Raw genomic sequence first — 14783 nt, 5'->3', positions numbered from 1 at the left:
GTGTCGCGGGCAGACGTGGAATTCGGGTCGGGTGGCGCCGGGAGTGAGGCGAGTGGGTCGAATCGCCACAACGACGTGTGCCGTGGGTGGCTGTACCTGCCGGACACCGGGACCCCGGCGCCGATCATCGTCATGGCCCACGGGCTCGGTGCGGTGAAGGAGATGCGGCTGGACGCGTTCGCCGAGCGGTTCACCGACGCCGGGTATGCCTGTCTGGTCTTCGACTACCGCCACTTCGGCGCCAGCGATGGTGAACCCCGGCAGCTGTTGTCGATTCGCAAGCAGCTCGACGACTGGGCGGCGGCCATCGCCTACGCACGGACGATTCCCGATGTCGACAGCTCGCGCGTGGTGCTGTGGGGCACGTCGTTCGGCGGTGGCCACGTGATGGTCGCCGCGGCCCGTGACGGCCGGATCGCGGCGGTGATCGCCCAGTGCCCGTTCACCAGCGGTACCGCTTCGGTGCTCGCGCTCGACCCAAAGACGGCGGCCAAGATGACCCTCCGCGCCGTCGCCGACGTCGGCGCCACGCTCCGTCGGCGTGAGCCGGTGATGATCGCGGTGGCCGGGGAGCCCGGCGAGACGGCGCTGATGACCGCACCGGATGTCGTGCCCGGCTATCTTCGTTTGGTTCCCGACGGTCAGCCGTTCACCAACGCGGTCGCGGCCCGCGTGGCGCTGACGATTCCGCTGCACCATCCGGGACGGGCATTGCGCGAACTCACCTGCCCGGTGCTGGTCTGCGTATGTGACAAGGACTCCGTCGCGCCGCGCCGACAGACCGTGCGGTACGCGCGGCAGGGACCGACGACCCAATTGATCCGCTACCCCGAGGGACACTTCGACATCTACGTCGGGGACGCCTTCGAGGAGGTCGTCGCCGACCAGGTGGACTTCCTCGATCGGGTGGTGCCGCTGCCGGAGTAGGCGTGCGTTCGCCGCCTGCTCGAGTCATGCGAGCCGCTCCACCCGGTGATCGATTGCTCCCGGTGATCGCGTGGTTCGAGCCGTGTGCTTCCGGTGATCGCGTGGTTCGAGCCGTTTCCCCCGGTGATCGCGTGGTTCGAGCCGTTTCCCCCGGTGATCGAGTAGTCCGAGCCGCTAGGCGAGGACGTATCGAGATCTCGTGACCTGATCTCGACAAATCGCCTCGCTGCCGCCTGCCGGCTGCTCGATCAGCGCTGTCTACATAGCTGCTCGATCCGCGAGGTGCACGGTTACCCGATCAGCCGATGACCCGTTCGGTGGCCGCGTAGGTCTGTTCGACGGCCTGTTTGGTGGGCTGCCACCAGTCGGGGTGGTCGCGGTACCAGTCGATGGTCGCCGACAGTCCGGCGCGGAAGTCCACGTACTGCGGTCGCCAGCCGAGTTCGGTGCGCAGCCGGGTGGAGTCGATGGCGTAGCGGCGGTCGTGGCCGGGGCGGTCGGTGACGAAGTCGAACGCGTCAGCGGGCTGGCCCAGCAACTCCAGGATGGTCTCTACGACGGTGCGGTTGTTCACCTCACCGTCGGCGCCGATCAGGTAGGTCTCGCCGATCTCGCCGCGCTCGATGATGGTCCACACGGCATCGTTGTGGTCGTCGACGTGAATCCAGTCGCGCACGTTGAGGCCGTCGCCGTATAGCTTGGGCCGCACCCCCGACAGCACGTTGGTGATCTGACGCGGGATGAACTTCTCGATGTGCTGGAACGGGCCGTAGTTGTTCGAGCAGTTGGAGATCGTGGCGCGCAGTCCGAACGAGCGCACCCACGCCCGCACCAGCAGGTCGCTGCCCGCCTTGGTCGACGAGTAGGGGCTCGACGGGTTGTAGGCGGTCTGCTCGGTGAAGCGGGCCGGGTCGTCGAGGTCCAGGTCGCCGTACACCTCGTCGGTGCTGATGTGGTGGTAGCGCACGTCGTGGCGGCGCACCGCCTCCAGTAGCGAGAACGTGCCGACCAGGTTGGTCTGGACGAATGCGGTGGGGTCGGCCAGCGAGTTGTCGTTGTGTGACTCCGCGGCGAAATGCACCACCAGGTCGGTGCCGGCCACCAGAGCGTCGACCAGGTCGGCGTCGGCGATGTCACCTTTGACCAGGTCGATGCGGTCGCCGACGGCGTCCAGCGTCGCCGGGTTGGCCGCATAGGTCAGCTTGTCCAGCACCGTGACCTGCACATCGGGCCGCTGCTCGAGGGTTCGCAGCACGAAGTTCGCGCCAATGAACCCGGCGCCCCCGGTGACCAGAACCCGCATGAACACACCCCTTCGCAGACGCCGATCACTGTACCGGTGAGCGCCTGACCGGGTGCGTTGCGGAGCCGCTGCCTGGACACACCACTACGCTGTGACGCATGCGCGGCATCATTCTCGCCGGCGGGACAGGCACCCGCCTGCACCCGATCACCCAGGGCGTCAGCAAACAGCTCGTACCCGTCTACGACAAGCCGATGATCTATTACCCGCTGTCGACCCTCATGCTGGCCGGCATCCGGGACATCTTGATCATCACCACGCCGCACGACAGCGGCGCTTTCCAGGGGCTGCTGGGCACCGGCGAGCAGTTCGGCATCAACCTCACCTATGTCACGCAGCCGTCACCTGACGGTCTTGCGCAGGCGTTCATCCTCGGCGCCGACCACATCGGAGACGAGTCGGCCGCACTTGTGTTGGGTGACAACATCTTCTACGGACCCGGATTGGGAAGCCAGCTGCAGGGATTCGAGAACGTCGACGGCGGAGCGATTTTCGCCTACTGGGTGGCCGACCCGTCGGCCTATGGGGTCGTCGACTTCGATGACAACGGCACCGCGGTGGCGTTGCAGGAGAAGCCGGAACATCCGCGCTCCAACTATGCGGTGCCCGGGCTTTATTTCTACGACAACGACGTCGTGCAGATCGCCCGTGACCTCAAGCCCAGTGCCCGTGGCGAATACGAGATCACCGACATCAACGCGCACTATCTCGAGCAGGGCAAACTGGCCGTGAAGGTGTTGCCCCGCGGCACCGCCTGGCTCGACACCGGCACCTTCGACTCCCTACTCGACGCAGGCAATTTCGTTCGCACGGTGGAACAACGGCAGGGACTCAAGATCGCGGTGCCCGAGGAGATCGCGTGGCGGCGCGGCTTCATCGGCGACGACGAACTGCGTTCGCGTGCAGAGAAACTGCGGAAATCCGGATACGGCAACTACCTCCTCGAACTGCTCGAACGCGGAAAGGGCTTCTGATGAAACTGCGCCCGCTGGCCATCGACGGTGCGTGGGAGATCACGCCGGTGCAACACGGCGACGACCGCGGGCTGTTCGCCGAGGTGTTCAAGGGTGACCTGCTGGCCGAGGCCATCGGACACCGGCTCGACCTGGCGCAGGTCAACTTGTCGGTGTCGGCGGCCGGCGTGCTGCGCGGCGTGCACTTCGCCGACGTCCCGCCCGGGCAGGCCAAGTACGTGACCTGTCCGTCAGGCGCGATCCTCGATGTCATCGTCGACATCCGGGTCGGCTCACCTACCTTCGGCACCTACGACACCGTGCTGCTCGATGACGTCGACCGCCGCGCCGTGTATCTGTCCGAGGGACTGGGCCACGCGTTCTGCTCGCTCGCCGACGGCTCGACGGTCACCTACCTGTGCTCCACCGGCTACAACCCCACCGCCGAACACGGCATCAACCCGCTCGATCCCGAATTGGGCATCGCCTGGCCGACGACGGCGCGCGACGGCAGCCCACTCGACTACGAACTGTCCGCGAAGGACACCGCCGCACCAGGTTTGTCGGAGGCCAAGCAGGCAGGGCTGCTCCCCGACTTCGGCGACGTCACCACCTACCTGCGCGAGCTGGCAACCTGACAACGCAAGTCTTGTCACGACGTGAAGGGTTTCGACGCGAAGGGTTTCGACGGATCGCCGTTTCGCGTCGAGAGAACCCGAAATCTCTCCGAGAGAACCCAGAGTTGCGCCGACAGCATCGGTTCGCGAGCGCGGCTGGGTTCTCTCGAAGAGATTTCGGGTTCTCTCGACCTCCGTGCCAAGACTTGGCGAGTTATGTCTCGCGATCTTCAAGAATTGGCGAGGTCAGGTTGCGTCGTTCTCTCGGCGGGCCTCCTGGAGGGCGACAGCTCTCGCCAGCCGGGCGTACTTGATCTCCAGCTCGCGGAACCGCAGGTAGGTGGACACCGTGGTGAACGCGAAGGCGATCACCAGCAGGAACAGCACCAGGTCCAGGCCGCGCTGGATACCGATCTTGTTGGCCATCCAGGTGACGTCGTTCTGGCGGAGCATCGCGTAGACGCCGAACACCACGAACGCGACGAACAGCAGCTTCACACCCGCCGATGACCGGGCGGTGCCGCGGTTGATGATGAAGAACGTGACGAGGGCCACGATGCCGAGGATCGTCAGGATCTGCAGCCAGATCATGTCGGTGTCATCTCCTCATCCGGGTGTGGAACAGCCCGTCGGCGACGATGTTGACGCCGTTGATCAGCGACTGTCCCTTCGCGCGCGAGTAATCGGTGTACAGGATGGTCACCGGCTGTTCGGCGACCCGCCAGTGGTAGTGGTCGATGAGGGCCACGAACTCCGACGCGTGGCTCATGCCGCTCATCAACAGGTCGAGTTGATCGGCCACCGTCTTGTTGAATGCACGGAGTCCGTTGTGCGCGTCGGTGAGTCCGAGCCTCCGGGTGCGCGGGCTGAGGAACACGATGACGCGCAACGCGGTCCGGCGTAGCAGCGGCACCGATTCGCTGCGGCCCTCGGCGAACCGTGTGCCGACGATGATGTCGACCGGCTCGGTGCGCAGTCGTGCGATCATCGCGACGACGTCCTCGACACGGTGCTGACCGTCGGCGTCGAAGGTCACAAAGAATCGGGCTCCCGGCTGGGCACGCGCATACTCCACGCCGGTCTGGATCGCGGCGCCCTGCCCGAGATTCACCGGGTGCCGGACGAGGCGTGCTCCGGCTGCCGTGATCTCCTCGGCCGAACGGTCGCGGCTGCCGTCGTCGACGCAGACGATGTTCGGAAAGGTCCGCCGGGCCTCGGTGACGACCCCGCGGATCACCTCCGCCTCGTTGAAGACGGGTATCACCAGCCACACATCATCGTTGCTGGTGTCCCCGGAGGTCATGACGGTAACCCTAGCGGAGCCGCGGCGGGTCGCCGATGAGCCGTTGTCCTAGTCTGGGCGGGTGCCGATCGACGTGATGATGCCGTTCTACGGCGATGTCGGACAGTTCCGTCAGGCGGTGCGCAGTGTCCTCGATCAGCACGACGGCGACCTCCGTCTCGTCGTGGTCGACGACTGCTATCCCGACCCCGAACCCCGCGAGTGGCTCGAGTCGCTGACCGATCCTCGGGTGCACTACGTGCGCAACACCAGCAACCTCGGGGTGAACGGCAACTTCCGGCGCTGTGTCGAACTGGTGCAGGCCGACCATTTCGTCGTGATGGGATGCGACGACGTCATGCTGCCGGACTATCTCGGAACGGTCCGCTCACTGACCCGCGCCCATCCCGAGGCATCGGTCATCGCGCCGGGCGTCGAGGTGATCGACGATCGCGACCGTGTGGTCCGCCCGCTGGGTGACCGGATCAAGTCGCTGCTCGCCCCCCGCACGGGCGGCGAGGCGCGGGTGCTGCGTGGCGAGGCGATGGCGACCAGCCTCTACCACGGCAACTGGACCTACTTCCCGTCACTGCTGTGGCGCACCGATCAGGTCCGCGACATCGGGTTCCGGCCCGGCCTGGAGATCGTGCTCGACCTGGCGTTACTGGTGGACTTGGCGGCCGACGGCGGCGTGCTCGTCCACGACCCGACGGTGGTGTTCCGCTATCGACGCCACGACGCGTCGGTCAGCTCGGTCCAGGCCGTCGACGGCCGGCGATTCGCCGAGGAGAACAACTTCTTCGCCGGCGAGGCACGGCGGTGCGCCGAGCGCGGGTGGTCCACCGCCGCGCGGGCCGCGCGTCTGCACGCGACGTCGCGGCTCAACCACGCTCAGTCGCGGGCGGTCGCCGCCGTCGGCCGGTTCCGGCGTCCGAGCGCCACACCGTGAACGACCATCCCGACGACGGGTCCGCCGATCAGCGCGATCGCGACCCGCGTCTCGACGTCCGCGGGTGACAGCAGCAGCGCGATCGACGCGAGCGTGGCGATCCACCACCCTGCCGCGAACCAGCGATGGGCGTGCATGGCGATCGTGGCGGCCCCGGTCACCGTCAGCAGGGCCAGTGCGGTGGCGCCCAGCGTGAACGCGGCGAGCGTCGCGCCGGCCAGGCGGAACTCGGCACCGAAGACCGCGGCGAGCAACCAGGGACCGATCAACCAGGCCGCCACCGAACCCACGACACCGATGGCGGCAACCGCCGCGGCCGGCGCCCGCAGCGCGCTCCCCAGATGGTCGCGCCCGTCGACGAACCGCGTGATCAGGACACCCTGAAAGCTGTTCAGCGGAACCAGGAGCGGAGCTCGGGTCAACGTCACGGCCAGCACCACCGCGCCGACCGCCGCGGTGTCGGCATCGTCGCCGCCGGTCGCGTTGATCAGCACCGGGAATCCCATCACCAGCACCGCACTCGCCGCGGCCGCGGCCATCGCGGTCACCGTGTTGGTGCCGAATCGTCGGGACGCGACGTCGCCGGGTAGACCGACGGCCGCGCGAGCTGCGCGCGACGTCAGCAGAAGGATCATCCACGACACCGACCCGATCACCGTGACAACCAGAAACGCGGTCACGCCGGCGTCGAGCACCACGGCCATGATCGCGCCGACGAGTCGGATCAGGGCGTCCACCGACAGCAGAGTGGCGAAGGCGCCCCAGGACACCGCGCCCGACAGGGCTCCCGCGAGATGTGCGTAGACGCCGAAGGACGCCACCCCGACGGCGAGTAGCAGCACCGACAGCCAGCGGTGCTCGGTGAACACCTGCCCGCTCCACAGCGGTGACGTCACGGCGACGGCCGCGCCCAGCGTCACCCCGATCGTCGCGTTGACCAGCCACGGACGCACGCGCGTGGTGACACCGGAGTCGATGGCGGCTCGCACTGCGCGGGTGGTCTCCTGCAGCTGACCGTTCTGCGCGCCGGTGACCATGCCGTAGGCCGCCCAGAACACCGCGAACACCGCGTAGCCCGCCGCACCGAGATGCCGGGCCGCGATCAGCAGGACCAGGTACCCCGATGCCGCGGCGATGAGCGTGGCGATGGTGACGCGGCCGATCGCGCCGGACGCGGCGGACCGCACGGGTGGTGCGTCGGTGTCGTCGGACATCGGGCTCGGACGGCCGGTCAGGACGGTCCGGGAAATGGCGGCAGCGCGGCGCTGAACAGCCAATCGTCGAACAGACTGCCGAGCGACATCGTGGAGTAGTTGGCGGCCAGCGTGATGAAGTCCTCGGTGGTGGCCGATCCGTAGCGGTACTTGTCCGTCCAGCGTTTCAGCAGGGCGAAGAAGTTGCCGTCGCCGATGGTGAGACGCAGTGCGTGCAGGGTGAGCGCGCCCCGCTTGTAGACCCAGTCGTCGAACATCCGGCGCGGTCCCGGATCGGCCAGGGTGGCCCGCACGGGATTCGCGGCGAGTTTGTCGTAGTAATGGCGGGCCCATTCGGTGGCACTGTTACCGCCGGACCGCTGGCTCCAGAGCCATTCGGCGTAGCAGGCGAAACCTTCATGCAGCCAGATGTCGCGCCACCGGTTGAGCGTCACCGAGTTTCCGAACCATTGATGGGCCAACTCGTGGGCGATGAGTCGTTCCGCGTGGCCGGTGCCGTCGCAGTGGTTGGCGCCGAAGGTGGACAGGCTCTGGGCCTCGACCGGGATGTCGAGTTCGTCGTCGGTGACCACGACGGTGTAGCCGGGGAACGGATAGGGCCCGAACATCTCGACGAACACCTCGATCATCTCCACCTGCCGACCGAAGTCGATGTCGAAGGTGCGCGTGAGTCGTGGCGGGAAGATGGCCGACACCGGAACGGGTTTGGTGGCCAACGTCTTCTTCTTGTACATGCCGATCTGGACCGACGCCAGGTAGGTGGGCATCGGTTCGACCTGTTCGTAGATCCAGGTGGTCTGGGCGGCGCGGGTCCGTTTCGATTGGAGGACACCGTTGGCGAGGGCGTAGTACGGGCTGTCGGTGGTGATCGAGATGCGATAGGGCGACTTGGCGCTCGGGTGGTCGTCGCACGGGAACCACGACGCGGCGCCATTGGGCTGGTTGGCGCACAGCGCGCCGTCGGTGAGTTCCTCCCAGCCGACCTCGCCCCAGGAGCCGCGGATCGGCCGCGGCGATCCCGCATAGCGGATCACGATCGTCATCGCTCCGCCCGGTGGGATGGGGGAGTCGGGTGTGACGGCCAGTTTCCGGTTCCGATGACGGTGGCGTGCCTGTTTGCCGTTGACCGTCACTTTCGACACCGACATCGTCGACGCCAGGTCCAGCGTGAATCGCTGCAGATGGATGAAGGACGTTGCGGTGAGCGTCGCCACACCGGATAGTCGGTTGGGTGACACCTTGTATTCGAGGTCGAGGTCATACCGCGAGATGCGGTAGCCGAGGTTGCCGTTGTCGGGCAGATACGGGTCGAGGGCATCCAGCGGCGCACCGAGGAGGGGCTCACGTGGACCCTTGGCCGACTTTCCCGGCACTGACCCTCCCGTCTGCTCGAACGCGGCGCGTCGTCCCACATCGACCGTATGCCGTCGCGGACACTCAGGTTACCTGTCCCGCCGGAGATGCACCGGGCGGTGTCGGTGTGAGACGCTAGGCGAAGAACCGGACCGTGGTCCGGTTATTGTGAGGGGTCGGGACGAAAGGGAAACTGATGTTCGGCATGCGCAGTGTGACGTTCTTCTTGGCACGACTGATTCTCGGTTACATCTTCATCATGCACGGCTGGCAGAAGCTACACACGAACGGAATCGGCAATACGGAGAAGAGCTTTGACGCCATGGGTGTACCGGCGCCGAATCTCGCCGCGCAATACGCGACCTGGGTCGAGTTCGTCGGCGGCATCTTGCTGATCCTCGGGCTGCTGCTCCCGTTGGTGTCGATTCTGTTGATCATCGACATGATCGGCGCGATCATCTACGCCCACTGGGATGCCGGGTTCTGGAGCGCCGACGGGGGGTACGAATTGCCGTTGGCGCTCATCGGCGGTCTGCTCGCGGTCGGCTTCGCGCAGGCCGGCAGCGCTGCCGCGGACCACTATGTGTTCCGGCGCCGGCGGCGGGCGGTCGTCGACTGAGGCTCTGCTGATCGGTACGCGGTTCATCGTTCGCTAGTCGCGTGGGCGAGTCGCTAGGCCCGCTGATCGAGTAGTCCGAGCCGCCGGTCTCCGCTGATCGAGTAGTCCGAGCCGCTAGGCGAGGGCGTATCGAGATCCCGTTCGATGCAAGTGATCTCGATACGGCGCCTCGCCTAGCGGCTCGGTGCCTACTCGATCAGCGAAAAGAGCGAGTGCCTGGAGTCGCCTCGATCAGCGAATAGGGGCGAGTGCCTGGGGTCGGCTCGATCAGCGAATAGGGGCGAGTGCCTGGGGTCGGCTCGATCAGCGAATAGGGGCGAGTGCCTGGAGTCGCCTCGATCAGCGAAAAGGGGCGAGTGCCAGGAGTCGCCTCGATCAGCGAATAGGGGCGAGTGCCTGGGGTCGCCTCGATCAGCGGGTGCGGTTGGTTGCCGCCTCGAGCAGTAGCAGCCGCGGCCTTACGCACTCCACGGGGCGATCGGATTGCCCTGCCACCGGGTGTGCGCGGGCACCACGTCGCCGCGCATGACCAGCGATGCCGGGCCGACCGTCGCCGATTCGCCCAGTCCGGACGCCGGCAGCGCGACGCAGTGCGGGCCCAGGGTGGCGCCGGCCTCGAGGACCACTTCGTCGATCGCCATCACCCGGTCGTGGAACAGGTGGGTCTGCACGACGCACCCGCGCTGCACTGTCGCGCCGTCGCCGAGGGTGACCAGGTCGGCCTCGGGCAGCCAGTAGGTCTCGCACCAGACACCCTTGCCGATGTGGGCGCCGAGCATCCGCAGCCACAGATTGAGGATCGGGGTGCCGGTCGCGGCATTCGCGAACCACGGTGCCGCAACGGTTTCCACAAAGGCATCGGACAGCTCGTTGCGCCACACGAACGAGCTCCACAACGGATGCTCGGAGACCCGGATCCGGCCGACGACCAACCATTTCGCGGCCGCCGCTATGCAACAGGCTGCGGTGCCCGCCACCAGCAGCAACAGGCCGCTGACCAGTGCGGCCACCCAGTAGTGAGAATTCTGGGCGATGTACTGCAGGCCCAGCAGCATGTACAGCCCCAGCCCGAACGACACCATCACCGGGATGATGCGCAAGGTCTCGACGACCGCGCGTGCCACCTTGAGACGTAGCGGCGGATCGAAAGTGCGGGACGTGTCGGTCTCGGCGGCCGTCCGCCGCAACCGGACCGGTGGGCTGCCCAACCAACTCGACCCCGACTTGGCGCGGTCCGGCGTCGCCGACAGCACCGCGACGAGACTGTTCTTCGGCACCTTGCGACCGGGTCCGGTCATCCCCGAATTACCCAGGAACGAGCGCTTGCCCACCTTCGCCTCGTCGATGTGCAGCCACCCGCCACCGAGCTCGTAGGACGCGACCATGGTGTCGTCGGCGAGGAACGCCCCTTCGCCGATGGTGGTGAACCGCGGCAACACCAGTGCGGTCGAGATCTCGGTCCCAGGCCCCACCTTCACCCCGAGCAGCCGGAACCACCATGGCGTGAGCAGACTCGCGTACAGCGGGAAGAGGTACGTGCGCGCGGAATCGAGTAGACGCTCGGTCATCCACACCTGCCATCCGACGCGCGAGCGGACGGGGTAATAGCCCTTCGACAGCCCGATCGACAACAACCGCACCAGGCCGGCGGTGATCACCGCGAAGATCAGCAGGCTCGTCACGGTGGCGACGGGCAGCAGGGCGAGGCAGCGCAGCCCGACGCTGCCCAGCGTGTCTGCGTGGATGGCCCACGAGCCCATGACTGCCAGGCCGGCGCCTAGGGCGAACAGCGGGATCGCCGCCAGCAACATCGACGAGATGCCATAGATCGGCACCCACCAGCTGCCCCGCGGTGGCCGGTGCTCCGGCCAGGGGTGCGCCGCCTTGCCGGCCTTCACCGCGGGCGAGCCCGCCCACAGCTGTTGCGCTTTCACCCGGCCGCGCACCGCCGAACCCGGGGCGACCTCGGCCTCCCGGCCGATGACCGCGCCGGGCATCAGTGTCGACCGGGCACCGATGGATGCGCCGCGCTTGATGACGATCTCTCCGATGTGGACCATGTCGCCGTCGATCCACCATCCGGCGATGTCGACCTCCGGTTCGACCGAGGCGCCCTCGCCGATGGTCAGGAATCCGGTGACCGGCGGGATGGTGTGCAGGTCCACGCCTTTGCCGATGGTCGCGCCCAACGCCCGGGCGAGGTAGATCATCCACGGCGCACCGGACAGGTTGGCCGCGCCACTCGCGTCGAGCAGGCGCTCGGCGACCCACAGTCGGATGTGGGTGCGGCCACCACGTGGATAGGTGCCCGGTGTGACGCCGGCAAGCAGGAGCCGGGCGCCGGTCGCCGCGATCACCATCCGACCGGGCGGTGTGATGAACACGAGGAACGCGACGAGCAGGACCCACCAGTTGACCGACACCAGCCACGGCACGTTCCGGTCGGCCTCGTCGACCACCGCGACGGCGATGTTGTTCACCACGCCCAGCCATGTGGCCCACTGCAGGCCGGTGAGGGTGGTCAGCGGCACCGACAACGCGATCTGTGCGAGACCGGCGCGGCGGGGCGTCGGGGTGACGTCGCGCGGTTGGACGACCGTCGTCGGAACCCGCCCGTCGAGCAACTCTGCCAGCGAGCCGAGACGTGGATGGTCGTAGAGGTCGGCGACGGTGATGTCGGGATAACGGGCCCGCAACGCGGTCACCAGCTGGGCAGCCGCGAGCGAGCCGCCGCCCTCGGCGAAGAAGTCGGCGGACGGGTCGTCGACGGTGACGCCGAGGACATCCGTCCAGCATTGCGCCATCCACGCCTCGGTGTCGGTGAGTTCGTCGCCGGCCTCCGACGGCCCGCTGCCCGGCAGCGGCCAGGGGAGTGCCGCGCGGTCGACCTTGCCCGACGTCCGGGTCGGCAGTTCGTCGACCAGTGCCAGTCGCGGCACCATCGGGGCAGGCAGACGTTCGACCAGCAGGGCGTGCGCAGCGGCGACGTCGAAATCCGGACGGGGCGACACGAGATAGCCGACGAGCAGGCTGTTGCCGGCCGCGGACTTGCGCACCGCGGCCGCGGCGCCGCTGACACCCGGAAGTTGTTGCAGCGCATTGTCGATCTCACCGAGTTCGATGCGCCGACCGCCCACCTTCACCTGGTCGTCGGCACGGCCCTGGAACAGGAGACCGGCCGGGTCGAGCCGCACGAGGTCGCCGCTGCGGTAGGCCCGATCCCAGCCCAGTGTGGGCATGGGCGCGTACTTTTCGGCGTCCTTGGCCGGATCGAGATAGCGGGCGAGGCCCACCCCGCCGATCACGAGTTCACCGACCTCGCCTTCGTTGACCGGCTGCCCGTCGGCGCCGACGACGGCGAGATCCCAACCGGGAAGCGGCAATCCGATGCGGACAGGTCCCTGGCCGTCGAGCGGTGCCGCGCACGCCACCACCGTGGCCTCGGTCGGGCCGTAGGTGTTCCACACCTCGCGACCCTCCACGGCGAGCCGCTCGGCCAATTCGGGGGGACACGCCTCGCCGCCGAAGATCAACAGCCGCACGGCTTCCAGCGCCTCCGGCGGCCACAGCGACGCCAACGTCGGCACCGTGGACACCACGGTGATGTCGCGCTGGACCAGCCACGGACCGAGGTCCATGCCGCTGCGAACGAGTGAACGTGGCGCGGGGACCAGGCAGGCGCCGTGCCGCCAGGCCAGCCACATCTCCTCGCAGGAGGCGTCGAATGCGACCGACAGCCCGGCCAGGACGCGATCGTCGGGGCCCAGCGGGTCGTCGAGCAGGAACATTCGCGCCTCGGCGTCGACGAATGCCGCGGCATTGCGATGGGTGACGGCCACGCCCTTGGGCGTTCCGGTGGACCCGGAGGTGAAGATGATCCAGGCGTCATCGTCGGGGGTGGGCCGATCCGGGGGTGGGAGAGCGTTACCGCGGCCGCTGCCGGGACGGATGCCGTCGGCATCGACGATGGCATCCACCTTGGCCTCGCCGAACACGAGGTCGGCGCGCTCGTCCGGATCGTCGGCGTCCACCGGGACATATGCCGCCCCCGCGTACAGGGCGGAGAGGATGGTCACGTAGAGATCACGGCCGCCTGACGGCATTCGGACGCCGACACGCCCGCCGGGCCCGACCCCCGACTCGCCCAGTCGCTCGGCGCCCCGACGTGCCAGCGCGACGAGTTCGCCGTAGGTGAGAGCTCGGTCACCATCATCGATCGCAGGCGAATCGGGGAACTCGGCGGCGGTCTTGTCGAGAACGTCGCACAGCGTTCGCGGCGCGCTGGCCTGCGACGACAACAGGAACTGGGACGGAATGACCACGTATTACCACCATCGATTCGGCACGAAGCGAGAAATATAGCCGACGAAGCCGAGCGGCGTCTGTGACGCAGGTGAACAACGCGTGGCGCAAGCCTCCACGCGCCACCATCGAGGGTTTGCGCGCGAATACACTCCGTTGACAACCATTGCCTCGGCTAACAGGTGTATTTTTCGCACTGACGTATCTCAGCACGTCCCGGGCCGTCAGGAGTTGCACCGCGGTCCGACGCGTGTTGACGGTCGCCTGATGACGAGGATTGAGCAATGCCGATCGTGCACCACCGCAAACCGAGCCTCCTGTCGTATCCGATGTGGCTCGGCACCCGAACCGTGTTGCGGCCGGCGCTGTCGCTGTGGCCGCTGAACAGGCCCGGCATGGCGGGTCTGTTCCTGATCGACCGCGTCCTCGCGGTGGGTCCCAAGCCGAGCGGCGTCGTCCGCGAGCAGATGATGCTGGGCGGGCGTGGCGTCGAACTCATCATGCCCGTCGGGCCGTCGCGCCGCGATTCCGAGACGGCCGTGCTGTATCTGCACGGGGGAGCGTTCGTGGTCTGCGGCCTCGGGTCACACCGGTCGATCGCGAGCCGGCTGTCGCGGTCCTGCGAACTGCCCGTCTTCTCCCTCGAATACCGCCAGCTCCCGGCTGCCGGTGTGGGGACGTCGGTCGCCGACGCGATCGCCGCCTACCGCGAATTGGTCGGCGAACGCGGCTACCGGCGGGTCATCGTCGCCGGCGACTCCGCGGGAGGATTCCTCGCCGGCAAACTGGTGGAGGCCGCGGGACGCGAAGGACTGCCCACCCCGGCTGCGTTCGTCGGGATCTCGCCGCTGCTGGACCTCGACGTCGGGACCAATCCCGATCGGTCCAGCCGGTCGGACGCCTACATTCCGCGCAGCAAGATGGCGGAGCTGGCTCCGCTCTTCGAGCGAGGACCGATCCCGCTCACCGGGGCGCGACGCATAGCGCAGATCGTGGACGAGCACTTCCCGCCCACAGTGATCGTCACCGCCGAGAACGAGATGCTCGAGGCCGATGTGATCGACCTCGTCGAGACCCTGCACGAAGTCGGCGTCGACGCCGTGGCGCACAGCTACTCTTGGCAGGTGCACGCGTTTCCGGTGCTCACCACGCGTCATCCGGAGACGGTGCACGCCATCGACGTGATCGCGGCGTTCGTCACCCACGCCATCGGAAAGGCCAAGAACACTGACGACCGAGCGGACCAACGAGCCGGCTGAACCCG

General features: G+C 67.5%; 12 protein-coding genes. 6 read left to right on the top strand and 6 right to left on the bottom strand.

The window, feature by feature from the left end:
- On the top strand, positions 1–927 hold the full coding sequence (locus ACVT6V_RS00890) for an alpha/beta hydrolase (RefSeq protein ID WP_489897945.1): 927 nt from the start codon (positions 1–3) through the stop codon (positions 925–927).
- 298 nt (positions 928–1225) lie between these two features.
- On the opposite strand, the gene rfbB is transcribed toward ACVT6V_RS00890, so the two are convergent.
- Positions 1226–2230: a dTDP-glucose 4,6-dehydratase gene (gene rfbB / locus ACVT6V_RS00885; protein WP_489897127.1), complete on the bottom strand. Its 1005-nt coding sequence runs from the start codon at positions 2228–2230 to the stop codon at positions 1226–1228.
- A gap of 98 nt (positions 2231–2328) precedes the next feature.
- Between rfbB and rfbA the strand changes: the two genes are divergently transcribed.
- Entirely contained in the window at positions 2329–3204 is an 876-nt protein-coding gene (rfbA, locus tag ACVT6V_RS00880) for a glucose-1-phosphate thymidylyltransferase RfbA (protein ID WP_489897944.1), read from the top strand.
- Positions 3204–3821: a dTDP-4-dehydrorhamnose 3,5-epimerase family protein gene (locus ACVT6V_RS00875; protein WP_489897943.1), complete on the top strand. Its 618-nt coding sequence runs from the start codon at positions 3204–3206 to the stop codon at positions 3819–3821. Before rfbA ends, ACVT6V_RS00875 begins: the two co-directional genes overlap by 1 nt.
- 225 nt (positions 3822–4046) lie before the next feature.
- Here the strand turns inward: ACVT6V_RS00875 and ACVT6V_RS00870 are convergent, their stop codons facing one another.
- Both ACVT6V_RS00870 and ppgS read right to left on the bottom strand, forming a co-directional pair.
- Positions 4047–4391, bottom strand: coding sequence for a DUF2304 domain-containing protein (locus ACVT6V_RS00870; RefSeq protein WP_489897942.1), 345 nt, complete (start codon positions 4389–4391; stop codon positions 4047–4049).
- Between the two features lie 7 nt (positions 4392–4398).
- Complete coding sequence (gene ppgS, locus ACVT6V_RS00865) at positions 4399–5103, bottom strand: polyprenyl-phospho-N-acetylgalactosaminyl synthase PpgS (protein ID WP_489897941.1); 705 nt, start codon at positions 5101–5103, stop codon at positions 4399–4401.
- A gap of 61 nt (positions 5104–5164) precedes the next feature.
- Between ppgS and ACVT6V_RS00860 the strand changes: the two genes are divergently transcribed.
- The gene (locus ACVT6V_RS00860) at positions 5165–6031 is read left to right on the top strand and encodes a glycosyltransferase family 2 protein (RefSeq protein ID WP_489897940.1); all 867 of its coding nucleotides are present in this window, start codon (positions 5165–5167) and stop codon (positions 6029–6031) included.
- On the opposite strand, the gene ACVT6V_RS00855 is transcribed toward ACVT6V_RS00860, so the two are convergent.
- Together ACVT6V_RS00855 and ACVT6V_RS00850 are read right to left on the bottom strand one after the other, a co-directional pair.
- A complete protein-coding gene (locus ACVT6V_RS00855; protein ID WP_489897939.1) occupies positions 5974–7245 on the bottom strand; it encodes a lipopolysaccharide biosynthesis protein in 1272 nt (423 codons plus the stop codon). The genes ACVT6V_RS00860 and ACVT6V_RS00855 overlap by 58 nt on opposite strands.
- A gap of 17 nt (positions 7246–7262) precedes the next feature.
- Positions 7263–8618 carry a M1 family metallopeptidase gene (locus tag ACVT6V_RS00850; protein WP_489897938.1) on the bottom strand — a complete coding sequence of 452 codons (1356 nt, stop codon included), beginning with the start codon at positions 8616–8618 and terminating at the stop codon, positions 7263–7265.
- Positions 8619–8794: 176 nt separating this feature from the next.
- Here ACVT6V_RS00850 and ACVT6V_RS00845 point away from each other — a divergent pair, with 176 nt between their 5' ends.
- Complete coding sequence (locus ACVT6V_RS00845) at positions 8795–9217, top strand: DoxX family protein (RefSeq protein ID WP_489897937.1); 423 nt, start codon at positions 8795–8797, stop codon at positions 9215–9217.
- 458 nt (positions 9218–9675) lie between these two features.
- Here the strand turns inward: ACVT6V_RS00845 and ACVT6V_RS00840 are convergent, their stop codons facing one another.
- Positions 9676–13539 carry a Pls/PosA family non-ribosomal peptide synthetase gene (locus ACVT6V_RS00840; protein ID WP_489897936.1) on the bottom strand — a complete coding sequence of 1288 codons (3864 nt, stop codon included), beginning with the start codon at positions 13537–13539 and terminating at the stop codon, positions 9676–9678.
- A 264-nt stretch (positions 13540–13803) separates the two neighbouring features.
- Here ACVT6V_RS00840 and ACVT6V_RS00835 point away from each other — a divergent pair, with 264 nt between their 5' ends.
- Entirely contained in the window at positions 13804–14778 is a 975-nt protein-coding gene (locus tag ACVT6V_RS00835; protein ID WP_489897935.1) for an alpha/beta hydrolase, read from the top strand.
- Positions 14779–14783 lie beyond the last annotated feature (5 nt).

The sequence above is a fragment of the Gordonia sp. LMA167 genome (assembly GCF_058130025.1).
The sequence above is the reverse complement of the archived record's forward strand: the minus strand, read 5'-3'. Positions and strand labels throughout refer to the sequence as shown.